Source organism: Geobacillus thermoleovorans (genome assembly GCF_001610955.1).
Classification (GTDB): Bacteria; Bacillota; Bacilli; order Bacillales; family Anoxybacillaceae; genus Geobacillus; species Geobacillus thermoleovorans.
Genome location: NZ_CP014335.1, coordinates 281348 through 298743, shown reverse-complemented (window position 1 = coordinate 298743; position 17396 = coordinate 281348). Strand labels below are relative to the sequence as shown.

General features: G+C 54.5%; 11 protein-coding genes and 1 pseudogene. 4 read left to right on the top strand and 8 right to left on the bottom strand.

Annotated features, from left to right (window positions below; all coding sequences use genetic code 11):
- Positions 1-161 precede the first annotated feature (161 nt).
- The 5 genes and pseudogenes from GT3570_RS01590 to GT3570_RS01570 all read right to left on the bottom strand — a co-directional run.
- Positions 162-545: pseudogene (locus tag GT3570_RS01590) on the bottom strand (DUF4351 domain-containing protein); the annotation flags it as partial.
- A gap of 49 nt (positions 546-594) precedes the next feature.
- The gene (locus tag GT3570_RS01585) at positions 595-1815 is read right to left on the bottom strand and encodes a TIGR02679 family protein (RefSeq protein ID WP_062898336.1); all 1221 of its coding nucleotides are present in this window, start codon (positions 1813-1815) and stop codon (positions 595-597) included.
- A complete protein-coding gene (locus GT3570_RS01580; RefSeq protein ID WP_062898335.1) occupies positions 1812-5933 on the bottom strand; it encodes a TIGR02680 family protein in 4122 nt (1373 codons plus the stop codon). Before GT3570_RS01580 ends, GT3570_RS01585 begins: the two co-directional genes overlap by 4 nt.
- Positions 5893-7089: a TIGR02678 family protein gene (locus tag GT3570_RS01575; RefSeq protein ID WP_062898334.1), complete on the bottom strand. Its 1197-nt coding sequence runs from the start codon at positions 7087-7089 to the stop codon at positions 5893-5895. The genes GT3570_RS01580 and GT3570_RS01575 overlap by 41 nt, the downstream gene beginning before the upstream one ends.
- A gap of 2 nt (positions 7090-7091) precedes the next feature.
- On the bottom strand, positions 7092-8582 hold the full coding sequence (locus GT3570_RS01570; protein ID WP_062898333.1) for a TIGR02677 family protein: 1491 nt from the start codon (positions 8580-8582) through the stop codon (positions 7092-7094).
- Between the two features lie 144 nt (positions 8583-8726).
- Between GT3570_RS01570 and GT3570_RS01565 the strand changes: the two genes are divergently transcribed.
- The 4 genes from GT3570_RS01565 (at position 8727) to GT3570_RS01550 (ending at position 12779) form a co-directional block, all read left to right on the top strand.
- Positions 8727-9374, top strand: coding sequence for a hypothetical protein (locus tag GT3570_RS01565; RefSeq protein ID WP_014194801.1), 648 nt, complete (start codon positions 8727-8729; stop codon positions 9372-9374).
- Between the two features lie 474 nt (positions 9375-9848).
- Complete coding sequence (locus tag GT3570_RS01560; RefSeq protein ID WP_031206583.1) at positions 9849-10751, top strand: glycine betaine ABC transporter substrate-binding protein; 903 nt, start codon at positions 9849-9851, stop codon at positions 10749-10751.
- A 16-nt stretch (positions 10752-10767) separates the two neighbouring features.
- Positions 10768-11895 (top strand): betaine/proline/choline family ABC transporter ATP-binding protein, encoded by a 1128-nt coding sequence (locus GT3570_RS01555; RefSeq protein WP_011229819.1) that lies wholly within the window; start codon positions 10768-10770, stop codon positions 11893-11895.
- Between the two features lie 254 nt (positions 11896-12149).
- Complete coding sequence (locus GT3570_RS01550; protein ID WP_011229818.1) at positions 12150-12779, top strand: ABC transporter permease; 630 nt, start codon at positions 12150-12152, stop codon at positions 12777-12779.
- A 224-nt stretch (positions 12780-13003) separates the two neighbouring features.
- Here the strand turns inward: GT3570_RS01550 and GT3570_RS01545 are convergent, their stop codons facing one another.
- The 3 genes from GT3570_RS01545 to gatA form a co-directional block, all read right to left on the bottom strand.
- Positions 13004-14308 carry a homocysteine synthase gene (locus GT3570_RS01545; RefSeq protein ID WP_023633356.1) on the bottom strand — a complete coding sequence of 435 codons (1305 nt, stop codon included), beginning with the start codon at positions 14306-14308 and terminating at the stop codon, positions 13004-13006.
- A gap of 175 nt (positions 14309-14483) precedes the next feature.
- The gene (gene gatB, locus GT3570_RS01540) at positions 14484-15914 is read right to left on the bottom strand and encodes an Asp-tRNA(Asn)/Glu-tRNA(Gln) amidotransferase subunit GatB (RefSeq protein WP_031212135.1); all 1431 of its coding nucleotides are present in this window, start codon (positions 15912-15914) and stop codon (positions 14484-14486) included.
- Positions 15915-15927: 13 nt separating this feature from the next.
- The gene (gene gatA / locus GT3570_RS01535; protein ID WP_011229791.1) at positions 15928-17385 is read right to left on the bottom strand and encodes an Asp-tRNA(Asn)/Glu-tRNA(Gln) amidotransferase subunit GatA; all 1458 of its coding nucleotides are present in this window, start codon (positions 17383-17385) and stop codon (positions 15928-15930) included.
- Positions 17386-17396: the final 11 nt, after the last annotated feature.

The window sequence follows — 17396 nt, the reverse complement described above, 5'->3', positions numbered from 1 at the left end:
AACCGCAACTTCAGCATAACGCGTCCCGAATATTCTGTCAACCAAGCCCATCCATGATGGCTTTAGAGATTAAGCGATCAAAACCAATGTCGTCGATCCCCCGGGGGTTTGGCACGATTTGGGGTCGACGACAATGTGGGGCTTGACGGCGAAGAGCCGTCTTACCCCTTCATCCTTTCAATCTTCTCCATCGGCAGTCCGGTCAGTTCGTGGATCGTGTCGACATCGTATCCTTTCGCCAGCATTCTCTTCACCACGTCGAGCTTCCCTTCCTCGATCCCTTCTTGGCGTCCTTGCTTCATCCCTTGCTTTAACCCCTGTTCGATTCCTTGTTGGATTCCTTTTTCCAGTCCCCGCTGTTCGTATGAGACGATGAGCTCCATCACACGTTTCGCTTCCTTCGTTTCCATTTGGCTCACCTCGTGTCGCGGTTTTGCTTCCTCCTCTTCAGATAGCCGCAAATACGTCTCGAAAAAACCGAACAACAGCCGCTGTTTCGCTTCATCCAGCTCGAGACGGACGAGCATGCGCAAAAATTCCTTTTGGAGAAGGAGACCCGATCGCTCCGGGCTCCTTCTCTGGCTCGTGGATGGACTACCCGTTGATATCCTCTGTCAGCCTCCCGATAATTGCCTCTTGATACCCCGCTTTTTTCGTTTCCGCCATCTCCTCTTTCAGCGGCTGCAGCGGCGTCGACGTTACGGATGCGAGCTTGGCGAGGCGCTCGGGGGTGAGGTCGACGACAGGGTTGGCGGCCCTATAATCCTCGACGGAAAAGCGCCAAAGGGTGACGGCCTGTCCATACCGCTCCTGCAGCCGCTCTGCCATGGCCAATCCTTCTGGGTCGAAGTCGCCGGAGTAATACAGCTTGGCGCCTGAAGAGGCGAGAAGATCGAGCAGCTTCATCGTCGCCAAGTTCATTTGCCCGTTCGTGCTGACAAGCGGGGCGCGGGTGTCAAGCAGCGTCGAAAAGACGCCCGCGTTTTCGACGATGTACACCGTCCCCCCATGGGCAGGGCGGGCGCGGACAAGCGACAGCACATCTCTAAGCGGCATGTTCAGCGCCGTGTTCGCCTCCCAGGCAGCGGAGAAAACAGGATGCGGTCCGTCCTTGGTTTCAGCAAGAATGTTGGCGCATGTGACAAAGTTCAGGATATCCTCACGGAGCAAGCCGACGGACTGGAGCAACTCGTTGACGCTCTCTACAGATGCCATGTCCCAATCCCCGGGCACGGTCGCTTGCAACGCCGAAAGCAACAATCTCCCCGGTAGCGTGGACAAATCGAACGCATGCGGGTCGCCCGCCACTTGCTGGGCAAAGAGCGGGAGGCGCATGTATGACGGGAGCGGGAGGCGGCCGAGAGCCGCGCTGACAAGGCGGATGGCCTCCTCCAGGCTGCGGCGGTCGGTTTCGTACGCCGTTTGGACGAAGCGCTGAGGGCGGACCGACTCAACCCAATGATGCTCCTCGGTCAGACGCGCAAAAAAACGATCCCGTTCCTCTTCCTCCGCCTGGCGCCGTTCTTTGTTTGAGACAAGCGGGGCGCCGAAGTACTGTTCAAGCAGCTCGACAAGCCCAACGCCCGCAAACCTCGTCTGTCCGAGCTGTTTTTCAAACGCAATAAGGGAGACGCGGGAGACGTCTTTGCCGAAAAAGGCGGCGATGGCCTCCCGTTCTTCGTCAGAGAACGATTGCAGCGAAACCGTACCTCCCACGCGGCCAAGTGACTCGTACTTGCGTTTCATCTCGACAAACAGACGATGAAACGCCCGCTCGGAGCGGAAAAAGGCGGCGGCTTCTTTGACGGTGCTCACGTTTTGATCATCTCCCATTCTTTGTCATCAACCATGAGCTGTTTGACACGCCCGTTCCAACGGTAATGAATAACGGTGACAAACGATGCATTGCGCGGGCGGACGAGTTCGCAAATGGACAAAGCGGGCACGGTGTCGTAGTCGCCCCAAAGAGCTTGCGAGTTCATGATATAGTTAAAACCAAGCTGTTCGACAAGGCCGAACATATTGCGGATATTGTTTTCGTCAACGCCGGCGAACGCCTCGTCGAGCGAAATGATGTACGGGGCATCATCGCCCGCTTCTTGGTAGCGCGAATACGCCGCGGCGAAAAGCGGAATGTACATCGCCATCGCCTTTTCCCCACCGCTGAATTGGTAAAAGCGGTGGTTCGTCAGCTCGCGTTTCGGCTCGTTTGTTTTTTCATAGTACAAAGTGAAGGAAAACCATTTCCGATAGTCGAGCACTTCTTTAATGATTTGATGGAGCGTGCTGCCTTGGCCGCGCTCTTCAAGCAATTCGCGGGCGCGGGCGATTTTCGAGCGGAAATGGTTCGTCACTCGCTGTAAATCTTCCTCTCTAAGCAGCCGCGGATCGAGCCGCAACAGGCGCACCAATTCTTTCGTATCGAGCTCCGCTTCCGTCTCCGCCGTTTTTGGCTTCCATTGAATGGACAGCACAAGCCCTGATGATGTGTCGAGGCCGCCCATCAGTTTATTCATATCATTCACCCACCGTTCGGCGCGCTGAATGCGGCTGCGCAAAATGCGGCCGACTGATTTTAAGATGACGTCCTCATACAGCTCGCGGTCTTGTTCTTTCATATACTCGTGCTGCAAGACGATGTCGCGCTCCACTTCCGCCAGCACCGCAAACGGCGTGGCGCGCTCGCCTTTGTAGTCGAGGTAAATGACGTGCCGTTCTTGTTTCTCCCGCCAGTCCGCGGCTTTCATGGCCATCTCATCGTCTGGGGCAGCGGCGGTCCATTCGGGCTTCGTTTGTTCTTCCAGCGGCTCGAAGGACGCCCGGTATTCGGTCAAGTTGGACGACTCTTGGAAAAAGACGGTGTTCAGCCGCGCCAGAAGCGAGGAACGCGTCTCTTTTAACACTGCTTCGTACCGTTGTTTCGCTTCTTTCGCCTGCTCCAGGAGGGAGCGGGAACGATCAAGATCCACAAGCCCAAGCGCCGCTTCACGGGCAAACGACTTTTCCCACATCGCGGCGAGCTCGCGGGCGAACGCTTCCCGCTGCGCTCCTTTTTCCCGCTCTTCGACTAAGCGCATGAGCCGCTGTTCCGTCCGCGCCCGTTCGTTGACAAGGCGCGGAATTTCGCGGCGCAAAAACGCCAATCGTTCTTGGATGCGGGCGATTTCGGCGCGAATGTCATCCGCTCCCATTTGTGCGAGCGTCCGCTCCATCTCCGCGATTCGCAAGGCGAGCCGCTCGGTTTCATCCCGAAGTCGATTTCGTTCGCCTTTCGCCTCGTCGATCTCCGCTTCCAGCACCGCAAGCTGCTCGCGCTGCTGAGCGATCACGGCTTCGGTATGGCGCGTTTCGCGGTAAAGCACTTCGAGCTCGTGCAAATGGCGGACGTACGATTTCATGGCGAGCATGGCTTGTTCGCAGCCGTCCAAGGTGAAGGCTAAATCAAGCTCAGCCGATTCGTCACGAAGCTGCTGTTTGATTTGTTTCCATTCGCGCGCAAGGAGGGCCGCTTTTTCTTCTTGCCGCTTCCATTCCCGCTCTTTGCTTTCCGCTTGGCGGCGCGCTTCTTGCGCTTCGTCAAACGCGGTGCGCACGTCGCGGTCCGCCGGGAAGGACGCCAACCAGTCGGCGAGCGCTTGAATGGCCGCTTCCACGTCCTCATGCGCCCCACGCAGACGGTCGATCTCTTGCCCCATCGCGGCGATCTCGGCTTCCAGCGCCGCGATGTTCTCAAGCCGCCACCGCTCGCGCGCCGCACGGCCAATGAACGCCGCCTTCGATCCCCGCGGTGCATGGCCGCGGACAAGGCCGAGCGAATAGCGCCCCGTTTCATCGATCGTCATGCCGCCTTCTTGGTCGGCATCGGTGATGACGATGCTTCGGAGCACTTCGTCAATCCGCTCCATTGACACAGGGGCATTGGCATCTGGGCGCAAATAATCAGCAAGCGTGTGCGCCATATGGACCGGTTTCGGAATGAGCACACGGTCGCAGGCGACGTCGATCTCGCGAGCAGTAATGAGGGCGTCAAGCAGCCCCGCGTGCGAAAGCGCCGATTCGATTCGCTCGCGCACATCGTCAGGCACATCGTCGACAAATTCCACCGCGGCATAAAGCGGGACAAACGGAATGCCTTTCTCCTCCAACGCCAACCGGGCGGCAGTGGTTTGTTCATCCCGTTCAGGCTCGGGGTCGCGTTGTTCCCGCCAACGGCGCAGTTCGGCTTCACGTTCTGCCCGTTTTTCTTCCAACAGACGGATGTCATGCTCGAGCCGCCATTTCTCATCCTTTTTCTTCCCGACGGCATCGTAATACGCTTGCACGAACGGGCGCTTCAGATCATCGAGCGAATACTGCTCATAGAGGGCGTCCATTTGTTGCAAAAATGACTGAATATCCGCTTCGGAAATGTCGACGTCTCCTTGCCCGATCCAAGCCAGCACGGCTTGTTCAAACCGCTCTTTCTCCTGCTCGAGCAGCTCTTCCCATTTCCGCTGCTGATGGCGCCATTCGTCCATTTCCCGCTGCCGTTCGCCCGCTTCGCTGCTCGCTTCCTCATAGCGCTGTTTCACCTCGTCATGCCTGCGCCAAAGGCGCGCCAACTCCTCGAGCTGCTCGATATGGCGGTCAGCTTCCTGTTTCCAAGCGGCAAACGAAAACTCTTGTTGCTTTTGGCGATGGCGGTGAAAATCGTCTTCGTTCGTTTCATGCAAAGAAAAGGCTCCTTCTTCCGCATCCGCTCGCAGCTGCGCCAACTCGTCTTCAAGTTTCCGTTCAAGGTCATCCAGCCGCGCTTCCGATTCATCGAGGCGGCGGCGATGTTGGCGTTCCAGCCGTTCTTTTTCCGCGATCGTCTGCTCGTGCCGCTCCCACCGCTCCTGCAGACGCTCCCTCTCCGATTTCAACTGTTCATACTTCTCCGCTTGCTGGAACACTTCGTGGCCAGCCAAGTCGATTTCACGTGAACGCAGCACGTCTTCTTCACGGCGGAGGCGGGTGATGGACTCATCAAGCTCATCAAGCGTCTTTCGCGCCTGCTCTTCTTCATCGTGAAGGCGGTGTTGTGCAGCAGCGAGCTGTTCAGCTTGCTTGACCGCTTTTACGTATTCTGTCGCCTTTTCGGCGATCATATATTCGTTGTAAAGGCGGTATTGATCGCAAAGACGCTTCAACGCCCGCTCGTCGCGTTCGAGCTGCTCAAGCTGCTGCTTCGCCTGGTCCATGTTTTCGATCGTGTCCGATAAATGGCGGAGCTCGTCGTCGGTCAACGGAGGCAGCGAGCTTTCCAAAATTTCATAAATCACGGTCGGCTTAAAGTCTTTGGACAGCTTCGGGCTGCGCAGTTGAATGAGCAGCTCGATCAATTCTTGAAACGCCTCAAGCGATTCAAAGCGAAACACATGCTTATTGACGAGCTCCATATAGTCTTTTTGCGTCTCGACGACCGTCCCGCCCGCGCCGAGCGCTGTGGCCAGCTCCCGCTTGGTCAGCGGGATTTTTTCACCTGTTTTTTCTTGTTTATACAACTGAAGGTCATAGCCGATGCGGCGGTTGTCAAAGAGGACAAACCCCCAGAAATCGAGGCTTTTTTGCCGCTTCGCGCGCAGGCCGATGCCCGTTGTGACGTATTGGTCGGATTCTTTCCGTTTATATTCCAAAAACAAATACCCGGTCCGCTCATCGCGATTGACGACATCTTTTTCCCCAAGCAAGTAGTCTTCCATGCGCCGCGCCCGTGAACCGAACGGATCGAGGCGATCGGGCGTCTTCTTGCCGTCTAAAAGCACCGGGATCAAGCTTTGCATCGTCACCGACTTGCCCGCCCCGTTGCTTCCCCGCAAGAGCAGCTTACCGTCAGCGAAATGAAAATACTGCTCGTCGTAATACCAAAAATTAATCAGCCCCGCACGATGAAGCACCCATGGATTCGCCATGTTCTCCTCCCTCTTTCGCGTCAAAATCATCCGGATACCGTCCCGACATCCGCCCGAGGAGGGGATAAAGGACGATCATTCCGGTGTCGTGCTCCACATCGGCCATGCGCCATTCGTTGAGCGCCGCAAGCACTACGCGGACAAGCTCGGCAGCCGACATGTCGCGGTACGTTTTCCCCCACCCAGCCCCGTAGCGGCGCCGGCAATCGGCAAGCCAGGCGGAAAATTGTTCAGGCGTCAATCGTATGCGGCCGTATTCATCCGGCGGATATTCCCCAAGCCGCTCGCGCACCAAGGCGGCAAAATGAAGGATGACCTCCGACGTTCCTTTCTGATCAGGAAATACGGTGTACGGCGCCTGCCGTTCGGGAAGCGTCAACATGGCGGCGTTTTTGTACAATTCATACCGAAACGGCGTATGCGCTTCGATATCATCCCGCAGCCGATGGCGGAAGTTGCGCAAGTAGTAAAAGTCTTGCTCGTCCCCTTCCGTCCGGTGCACCGCCGGGGATAAAAACAGCTTTCGATACAGGCGATGGCGCCGATAATCTTGCGGTGATGCTTTCCACTCCTCGGCGAGCAATTCGTCGATCGATTCATATTGCAACAAATCTTTCGGATACGTGCGCATAAAATAACGAGCCAACACTGGCACTTCGTACAACGCCTCTTCCTCCACATGCTGGGCGAACGCCTCAATCTCCCCATCCATCCGGCGGACGAGTCCGATTTGTTCCGCCGTTTTCAACACGCGGATGAGCGCGCGCCGATGCGAATAGTTCGTCCAATCGACCGGTAGATCACCCGGGTACATGGCGCGGATTTCTTCACATACGTCAGAAAGCAAAAACTTTTCTTCCACTGCTTTTCCTTCCAAATACGCCATCAAACAGCAAAACAACGCATAGTCAAGCGGCTCTTGAAACGACTCGATGCCCATCCACGGCTCCGGTTCGGCGGGAATTTTCTCGAGCTTGGCAAAATAGCGGTGAACGATGAGCCGATAGCCAAACTTCTCCTCCACATACTTTTTCAACACATGTTCGCGCTCACGGACGAGCTGATACAAATCCGGCTCTTTGTCGCGAATGATCCAAAATTGTTCGAACAGCGCGGCGAGCGCCTCTTTCGCCTTGTCGTCAAACGCCGTTTCCATCCTCACTCACCTCGCGAAAGCACATGAATTTCGTAGTTCGGCATTACGAGTTCTCCATCTTCTGCGCGAAGGCAAATCGTCCCCTCTTTGTTCACCACGTTGACAACCCACCCGTTTTCCGTCTTCATTGCTTGCCCCTCGCGCCCCATCGCTTTGGCGATCCAGCCGAGCAGCGTTTTCCGTACGTATGGGGTCACCTCAGGAAGGTCGGCAAGCACGATTTTCCCGTCGGTCACAAATTGCTTCAGCTCGGCTTCCTCGCGCGCTTTTTCTTCCAAATAGCGAAGACGCGCTTCTTCTTTCTCCCGTTCTTTGTCTTCAATCGCCTGCGGCTTTTTCTTTTCCCCATAATGGCGGACGCGCGGTTTCGTCACCCACTCGGCTGGCGGCTCGTCCCATACGTCGCGGTATATGTTGTCTGTCGCCCCGAAATCGGCGACGAGATGTTTCGTATGGAAGCAACCGAACACGACCGCTGACAGGCAGTGCGCCTCTTCAATCGATTCAAGGCGGGAAAACCAACGGGCCAAATGCAAGTAGTCGCCTTTGCGGCTGCGAAAATGGTGATGCCGCTCGCCAAGCCGTTGCACGACGCGCGTCAGGCGGCGAATCGCCTCATTCGTCTGGTATTGCAAAAACGAAAGCTCGCTCTCGTGCCCATCGCGGCCTAAAAACCATTCGCACAGGCTGCGCCACGTCTCCCATTTTTCTTCAATCTGGACAGCGCGCGGCGGCAGCGCATCGGCAAAGCGAGGGATGGACCTCTCATAGTCGACGACATGCTCGATGAACTGCCGAACCCCGTCTTCCGGCAAGTCTTCAAGCAATTGCTCAATCTGTATCGACGTTTTTTGCAAGGCGACGATAAAATCGCGCAAATAAGCAGTAAACTGCTCTTTATAAACGAGAAACGACTCCGATGTCATCCGCTCTTCCAAATTTTCACCGTGCAAATAAGCGATATAGTCGGCGGAATTTTGGATGATTTTTTTGAAATAATCGAACGTCTCTTCCCATACTTGATGCATTTCATCCGGCTGCTCTTGAAAATCAGAGGCGATGATCGTTTCCATGCGAGAAAGAGAGGCATACAAACGGTCAAACCGCGTTCTCTCGAGCGACCCCCCAAATGAATCCCCAAGCTGCTCGAGCGTGCGGATCATCCGTTCGATTTCGACCGTGTACGGGCTGCATTGATAGCGGAACCGCTTTTTCTTAAACTCTTCAATCGTCCGCACGTGAGAAGTCTCTTGACGGGCGATCAAGTTGTTCCATTTGACGAGCTGGTCGAGGTCTTGCTGCAGCTCTTCCTCAGTGTAATCGGCAAACTCCTCGTGCTGCTTTAAAAAGGCGTACACTTCTTCCGGAAACAAATATTGCCGCATCCGCTCGTGCTGAATGTAGAAATAGCGCAAAATCGCCCGGTAGCGGTGCGCGTTTTCCGTCGATAAATATTTTGTTTCGACAATGGGCTTCAACCACGTGGCGTCCATCTCCGTCCACCTTTGCTTCGGTTTTTTCCTATGTTTATTGTAACGATTTTCTCCGCTCTTTTTCTAGCAAAAACCGTTTTCCTATTTTTTCTCGCCATCGGCGCGCGTTTTTTGTAAAATAGAGGGGAAAAGGAGGTGAAACGAATGGAAGCGTTGCTGCGGGAAATTTTGCATGAAGTGAAAGCGACGCGCACGGCGGTCGAGTCGCTCGAGCAGCGGGTTGGCGCCTTGGAGGGACAAGTGGCCAATCTCAATGAAAGAACGGGTGCCCTTGAAGTGCTGGCGGCCAACCTTAATGAACGAACGGGCGCTCTCGAAGCGCAAATGGCCCAGCTCAATGAGCGGACGAGCGCCCTTGAGCAACAATTCACTCAGCTGAACGAGCGGACAAGCAACCTCGAACACCAAGTCGCCCAACTGAGCGAACGCATGGGCACCGTCGAACACCAAGTCGCCCAACTGAACGAACGCATGGGCACCGTCGAACACCAAGTCGCCCAACTGAACGAACAGACGAACACGCTTGCACGGCGAATCGACCTGCTTGATGAGCGCACGAACGAAACGAAGGCGATCGTTGAAGCGCTCCGCCATGGGCAAGAAGTGCTGACCGCCAAATACGAGGCGATGGCGCACGACCTTCATCATATGAAAGGCGACCTCACCCGTATCACATCCATCCTTGAAGACAAAGTGCTGCCTGCCCTCGCCGAACATGAAGCGGGACTCTCTGTTTTAAACGCCCGCGTCTTCAAAACGGAAAGCGCCCTTCATCGCCTTGTTTATGCGTAACACGTTCCCCACAGAGAAATGTTCAACACCTATTCCCTTTTCACTAGGCAGCCGTGAGCTGCCTTTTTTGTTCTAGTGTTTATCGATTAGCCTTCACCTTGACCATTTGCCAAGGCGCCGGCCTTCTCGCGGCAAGTGGTAGCATCACCCCGCACTCTCGATGAACGGCGCGGGTCATGCCTGGCTGGCGCATCGATGGATGAACACGAGGCTTATGCAAACATCTCGAATTCGGAGCATCTAGGAGGATTCGCAAGCATTCCCGAGCATTTTTCAGGATCAAGGAGGAGAGAACGCTCATCGCCGCGAGAGCAAGCGAGAAGCAAACATATCGGCCGATACCAAATTTGCCAGCCGCACCCAAATTACGGTATCCTTTGTTTGTGACGCTTTTTCACCTCCCTCCGCGTCCTTTTGCTGCTTTTTTTATCCCCGTTCATTTGTATGATATCAGCTGAAAAAGAAGGAGGAATTGTGTTGCGAAAATGGATGATGATTTTGCTCGCTGTCGGGCTTGTATTTGGACTAGCGGCCTGCAGCGGAACGAGTGATGCGAAAGGAAAAATTGTTATCAGTGGGAAGAAGTTTACCGAGCAAGTTATTTTGACGCATTTACTGGCGGAGTATGTGAAGGCCAACACCGATTTGGACGTGGAAGTGAAGGACAGTCTAGGCGGCGCGTTTATGTTGCAGCAAGCCATTGAAAATGGCGATGTCGACATGTATGTCGAGTACACGGGGACAGGGTATTTGAACATTTTAAAACAGCCGTACGATCCTAAAAAGACGCCCGAACAAATTTACAACGAAACAAAGAAATTATATAAGGAAAAATACAACATCGCTTGGCTCAAACCACTCGGGTTTAACAACACCTACGCCTTGGCCATGCGCAGAGACCTCGCGGAAAAGCTCGGGGTGAAAACGTACTCCGATTTGGCGAAACATTCGTCTTCCCTCACCTTTGGGTCAGACGCCGAGTTTTTTGAGCGAAGCGACGGCTATGACGGGCTTGTTGATACGTACGGGTTTCAGTTCAAGAAAAAAGTGACGATCGACCCAGACTTGCAATACGAAGCAGCGAAAAATGGAGAGATTGACGTCATCACCGCCTACACGACCGATGCCCGGATAAAAAAATATGATTTGGTCGTATTGAAAGATGACAAACAGTACTTCCCGCCGTACCACGCCGTGCCGATCATCCGCCAGGAAGTGTTGGATGCCAACCCGGATCTCGAAGAAAAACTGAACAAGTTGGCCAACATTTTGACCGATGAAAAAATGATGGAACTAAACGGCGAAGTGAACTTGGAAGGAAAACGGCCGCGTGAAGTGGCGATTGACTTCTTAAAAGCGGAAGGACTGATCGACTAGAAAGCGAGGAATTTGGATGATTCGATTTGAAAACGTCACGAAACAGTATGAGGACGGCTTTGTCGCCTTAAAAAATATCAATCTTGAAATTCGCAAAGGCGAGCTTGTCGCCCTCATCGGGCCGAGCGGCTGCGGGAAAACGACGACAATGCGGATGATCAACCGCTTGATCGAGCCGACATCAGGCAAAGTGTACATCGATGGGCAAGACATTTCCCAGCTTGACCCGGTTGAGCTGCGGCGCAACATCGGCTACGTCATCCAGCAAATCGGGCTGTTTCCGCATATGACGATCGCAGAAAACATCGCACTTGTGCCGAAACTAAAAAAGTGGGAAAAACACGCCTATGAAAAACGGGTTGACGAATTGCTTGAGCTCGTCGGATTGGATCCAGCGACATTCAAGCATCGCTATCCGTCGGAGCTCAGCGGCGGGCAACAGCAGCGCGTCGGCGTCGTTCGCGCGTTGGCCGCAGAACCGGATATCATTTTGATGGATGAGCCGTTCAGCGCTCTTGACCCGATCAGCCGCGAACAGCTGCAAGATGACATCGTCCGCTTGCAAGAGGAGATTCACAAAACGATCGTCTTTGTCACCCATGATATGGATGAAGCCATTAAAATCGCCGATCGGATTGCGCTCATGAAAGACGGGGAAATCGTCCAGTTTGCGACGCCGGACCAAATGCTTCGGCGGCCGGCGAACTCCTTTGTCCGCGAGTTTATTGGTGAAGACCGGCTGCGGATCCGCCATACGGCCGTGCCGACGGCGGAGGATTTAATGTCGGCTGACGTCGCGACGATCTCGCCGCGGCGCGGCTTGGCCGAAGCGTTCCGATTGATGAAAGCGAAAAAGGTCGACAGTTTGGTCGTCGTCGATAAAAAGCAGGTCTTTCTCGGCATCGTCACCTTAAAACAAATCGAACAGCGCTACCAAGAAGAACATTTATTAGTCGCCGACATCGCCGACTACGATGTGACGACGTTGTCGAAAGAAGCGGACGTCACCAACGTCGCCGCCCTGTTCCAAGACCCGGATGTGCGCATCATTCCGGTGTTGGACGGCGACCGGCTCGTCGGCGGGATCACGCGCTCGAGCATGATGCGCGCACTCGCGGAGTGGACGTTCCAGCAACATGCCTAATGCCAACGAAGACGGGCGAATGGGGGCTTGAAAAAACGATGCCGCCCCGTTTCTTGTCATCTAGCCAGAAACGTTGCCGCGGCCGTCGCCCCGCCTGAATCACACGTCTCATTTTGAAAAGACAAGGCCGCTCCAAGCGGGCTTGCCGATGGGATTCGTTCCGCTAGTGAACCAAAACCTTTTCAAGTTTTCGGTCTCAGCCCATGACCAAGCGGCAGCCACCCGCTGCCGCTTTTCCGCCAAGGAGGGATACGATGGAATTATTGCAGACGTTTATCGAACGAAAGAATGATATTTGGATCGCCTTTCAAGAACATGTGCTCTTATCCGCCATCGCTATGAGCATTGCGATCGTCATAGCCGTGCCGCTCGGTGTGGTGTTGACGCGGTATCGCAAACTCGCCGAGCCGATTATCGGCATTGCCGCCATCATCCAAACGATTCCGAGCTTGGCGTTGCTTGGGTTTATGCTGCCGATTTTCGGCATCGGCAAACTGCCGGCGATTATCGCCTTGACGCTTTATGCCCTATTGCCGATTTTGCGTAACACGTACACGGGCATTCTCGGCGTTGACCCGACGCTCGTTGACGCCGGACGAGGGATGGGGATGACATCGCGGCAAATTTTATGGATGGTCGAGCTTCCCCTCTCGCTTCCCGTCATTATGGCCGGCGTGCGCACCGCGACGGTGCTGACGATCGGCGTCGCCGCCTTAGCGACGTTTATCGGCGCCGGCGGGCTTGGCGACTTGATCGACCGCGGTCTGCGCATCGCCGACAAAAACTTAATTTTAGCCGGCGCCATCCCAGCCGCCATGTTGGCGATTGTGTTTGACTGGCTGCTGCGCAAAGTGGAAAAGAAAGTGACGCCCAAGGGGCTGTAATCAGCCCTTTGGCGCCACCCCAACAAGAATTCGAACACCGCGTCCCTGCCCTTCCACCTCGGAACGGCCGGAACAGGCTGGCGTCAATACTAATGAGTCTCTCCCTCAGATCATGCGAATAGGGAACGCATATTCGAATAAAGAACCATCGTCAAGCGTTTTCCGTATAGAACTCCCCGCACTTTGAAAGCCACCCGCTCGCCGGGTGACTTCGTCCTTCCTAACTATTTCACCCCCACCGTCTGACTCTGGCGAATGGCTTGGCGCAAGTCGTCCAAAATATCGTCGATCGCTTCGGTGCCGACAGACAGGCGCACAAGGCCTGGGGTGACGCCGGCGGACAGCTGTTCTTCCGGGGTCAGCTGCTCATGCGTCGTGCTGGCTGGGTGGATGATGAGCGATTTCGAATCGCCGATGTTGGCCAAATGCGAGAACAGCTTCACCGAGTCGATCAATTTTTTCCCGGCTTCGACGCCGCCTTTGATTTCAAACGTAACGATCGCACCTTGCCCGTTTGGCAAATACTTTTTCGCGAGTTCATGTGACGGATGGCTTGGAAGCCCTGGATAGCTGACGGATTCGACGGCTTCTTCCTCTTCCAAAAACTTAGCAACAGCGAGCGCATTTTCGCTATGACGCTGCATCCGCAAGTGAAGCGTCTCTAATCCTTGCAAAAGCAAAAACGCATTAAACGGCGACAGCGCTGCCCCTAAGTCGCGCAAGAGCTGGATGCGCGCTTTCGTGATGTACGCCGCTTCGCCGACGGCGTCCACATACACCAAACCGTGGTAGCTTGGGTCTGGCTCGGTGAACTCCGGAAACTTGCCGCTCCCTTTCCAGTCAAACTTGCCGCTGTCCACAATCACACCGCCGATCGAATTGCCGTGCCCGCCGATGAACTTCGTCGCTGAGTGGACGACGATATCGGCGCCGAATTCAATCGGCCGCAATAAGTATGGACTGGCCACCGTGTTGTCGACAATGAGCGGAATGGCGTGGCGATGGGCGATGTCGGCCACCGCTTCGATGTCGAGCACATCGTTTTTCGGGTTGCCGATCGTTTCCGCAAACAAGGCTTTCGTTTTGTCGGTGATCGCCCGCTCAAAGTTTTCCGGATCGGACGGATCGACAAACTTCACCGTAATGCCAAACTTGCGCAGCGTATGGGCGAACAAGTTGTACGTGCCGCCGTAAATGGACGAGGACGAGACGATTTCATCGCCCGCCGAGGCGATGTTGATGATCGAATAAAACACCGCCGCCTGCCCTGATGAGAGCGCAAGCGCCCCGATCCCGCCTTCAAGCGCCGCGATCCGTTTTTCAAGCACATCGTTCGTTGGGTTCATAATGCGCGTATAAATAAAACCTTCCTCTTTCAAACCAAACAAATTGGCCGCGTGCTCGCTGTCGCGGAACACATATGAGCTTGTTTGGTAAATCGGCACCGCCCGCGCGCCCGTTTCCGCATCCGGTTTTTGCCCGGCGTGGATGGCGAGCGTCTCCGGGCGGAAGGTTTGTTCATTGCTCATCGTTTCCTCTCCCCTCTTTGACCCTTCGAGATTTCATATCCTACTAAATCAATTGGTTTTTTCTTATAAAAAATCTATCATTCGATCACAGCGTTTGTCAATTGTATTTTTTTAATAGTGCAAAAATTTTTATTGAAAACAGAGCCTGCCGGTGGGCAGGCCTCCTATTGTTTCATTATCGTTTTCCAATTTCCTCTACTAACAGCTTATTGACAAGCGGCGGGTTCGCTTGCCCTTTCGTTGCTTTCATCACTTGGCCGACGAGGAAGCCAAGCGCGCGGTCTTTACCGTTTTTATAGTCTTCGACCGACTGCGGGTTGGCGTCGAGCACTTCGAGCACGATTTTGCGCAGCGCTCCTTCGTCGGAAATTTGCACGAGCCCTTTTTCTTTGACGATTTTCTCTGGATCGCCGCCGTGTTCGACGAGTTCTTTGAACACTTTTTTGGCGATTTTCGACGAAATCGTGCCGTTTTGGATGAGTTTGATCATTCCAGCCAAGCTTTCCGGCGTCAAGGCGATGTCATGGAGCTCTTTTTGCTCGGCGTTTAAGTACCCGGATACTTCGACCATGAGCCAGTTCGACGCCAGTTTCGGATCGGCGCCGTTTGCGACGGTCGCTTCAAAGAAGTCGGCCATTTCTTTTGTCAGTGTGAGCACTTTGGCGTCATACTCCGGCAAGCCCCACTCTTCGACATACCGCTTCCGGCGGGCGTCCGGCAGCTCCGGAATCGAGGCGCGGACGCGCTCTTTCCATTCGTCGTCAATATAGAGCATCACCAAGTCCGGCTCTGGGAAGTAGCGGTAGTCTTCCGAACCTTCTTTGACGCGCATCAAAACGGTCGTTTTCGTCGCTTCATCAAAGCGCCGCGTTTCTTGACGGATGACGCCGCCCGAGAGCAAAATTTTCTCCTGCCGCTTCGCTTCGTATTCCAACCCCATGCGGACGAAGTTGAATGAGTTGAGGTTTTTCAATTCCGTTTTTGTGCCGAACTTGTCCGAACCGAGCGGGCGAAGCGAAATATTGGCGTCGCAGCGAAGCGACCCTTCTTCCATTTTGCAGTCGGAAACGCCGGTATATTGGATGATCGCTTTTAATTTTTCCAAGTAGGCGTACGCTTCTTCCGGCGAGCGGATGTCTGGCTCGGAGACGATCTCAATGAGCGGCGTCCCTTGACGGTTAAAATCCACGAGCGAATAGCCGTCGCCCGTATGCGTCAGCTTGCCGGCGTCTTCTTCGAGATGGATGCGGGTGATGCCGATTTTTTTCTTTTTTCCGTTTACTTCAATTTCAATCCAGCCATTTCGGCCAAGCGGCTGATCGTATTGCGAAATTTGGTACGCTTTCGGGTTGTCCGGATAAAAGTAGTTTTTGCGGTCGAATTTCGTCTCGGTCGCGATTTCGCAGTTTAACGCCATCGCCGCTTTCATCGCAAACTCGACCGCCTGTCGGTTCAACACCGGCAGCACGCCTGGATACCCTAAGTCAATGACGTTCGTTTGCGTGTTCGGGGGCGCGCCGAACGCGTTCGGGCTGCTGGAGAAAATTTTCGATTTCGTTTTCAGCTCGACGTGCACCTCAAGTCCGATGACCGTTTCAAAGTTCATCACCTAACCTCCCTTACAACACCGGTTTTTGCTTATGGTAGTCGGTCGCTTGTTCAAAAGCGTGGGCGACGCGGTAGACGGTGCTTTCATCAAAGTGCTTGCCGATAATTTGCAAGCCGACCGGCAAGCCATCAACAAAGCCGCACGGCACAGAAATCGCCGGTACACCCGCAAGGTTGACTGGAATCGTTAAAATGTCGTTCATGTACATCGTCAGCGGATCACTCGTTTTCTCGCCGATTTTAAACGCCGGCGTCGGCGTTGTCGGGCCGATGATGACGTCATATCGTTCAAATACGTTTTCGAAGTCGCGCTTGATCAACGTCCGAACTTTTTGCGCTTTTTTGTAATACGCATCGTAATAGCCCGAGCTTAACGCGAACGTCCCGAGCATAATGCGGCGCTTGACCTCCGCCCCAAACCCTTCGCTTCGCGTCAGTTTATACATATCGATCAAGTTTTTCGCGTTGTCCGTCCGATAGCCGTAGCGGACGCCGTCAAAGCGAGCCAAGTTCGCTGATGCCTCGGACGAAGCGAGCAAATAGTACGTCGCCAAGGCGTATTTTGAATGCGGCAGCGACACTTCTTCCCACGCCGCGCCAAGCTTCTCAAGCACGGCAAGCGCCGCAAGCACTGACTGGCGCACGCCTTCATCGACGCCTTCACCTAAATATTCTTTCGGCACAGCGATTTTCAACCCTTTGATATCGCCCGTTAACGCCTCCACATAGTTCGGCACTGGAATGTTCGCTGAAGTCGAATCCATCGGGTCGACGCCCGCGATCGCTTGCAATACATACGCGTTGTCTTCGACCGTGCGCGTAATCGGGCCGATTTGGTCCAGCGACGACGCAAACGCAACAAGCCCGAAGCGCGAGACGCGTCCGTACGTCGGTTTCAACCCGACGACCCCGCAAAACGCCGCCGGCTGGCGGATCGAACCGCCCGTATCAGAACCTAAAGCAAACGGCACTTCGCCGGCCGCCACCGCCGCCGCCGAACCGCCGCTTGAGCCGCCCGGAACGCGCTCTAAGTCCCACGGGTTGCGCGTCAGCTGAAACCCGGAGTTTTCCGTCGACGAGCCCATGGCGAACTCGTCCATGTTCAACTTCCCGATCGTGATCGTCCCTGCGGCATTCAACCGCTCCATGACAGTGGCGTCGTAAATCGGGTCAAAGTTGTACAAAATTTTGCTGGCGCATGTCGTACGCAGCCCTTTTGTGACGATGTTGTCTTTAATGCCGATCGGCAAGCCGAACAGCGGGTTCGTTTCTTCGCCTTTGGCGAGCTGGTTATCCAACTCTTTCGCTTTCGCCCGCGCCTGTTCTTCATTTAATGTTAAAAACGCTTGCACTTTCTCTTCCACTTCATCGATGCGGCGGTACGATTCGTCGACTAAATCGGAAATCGACACTTCTTTTTTCTTCAGCAACGTATGTAATTCTGACACGGAATGGTCAAAAAGCGACATAAATCCCCCTC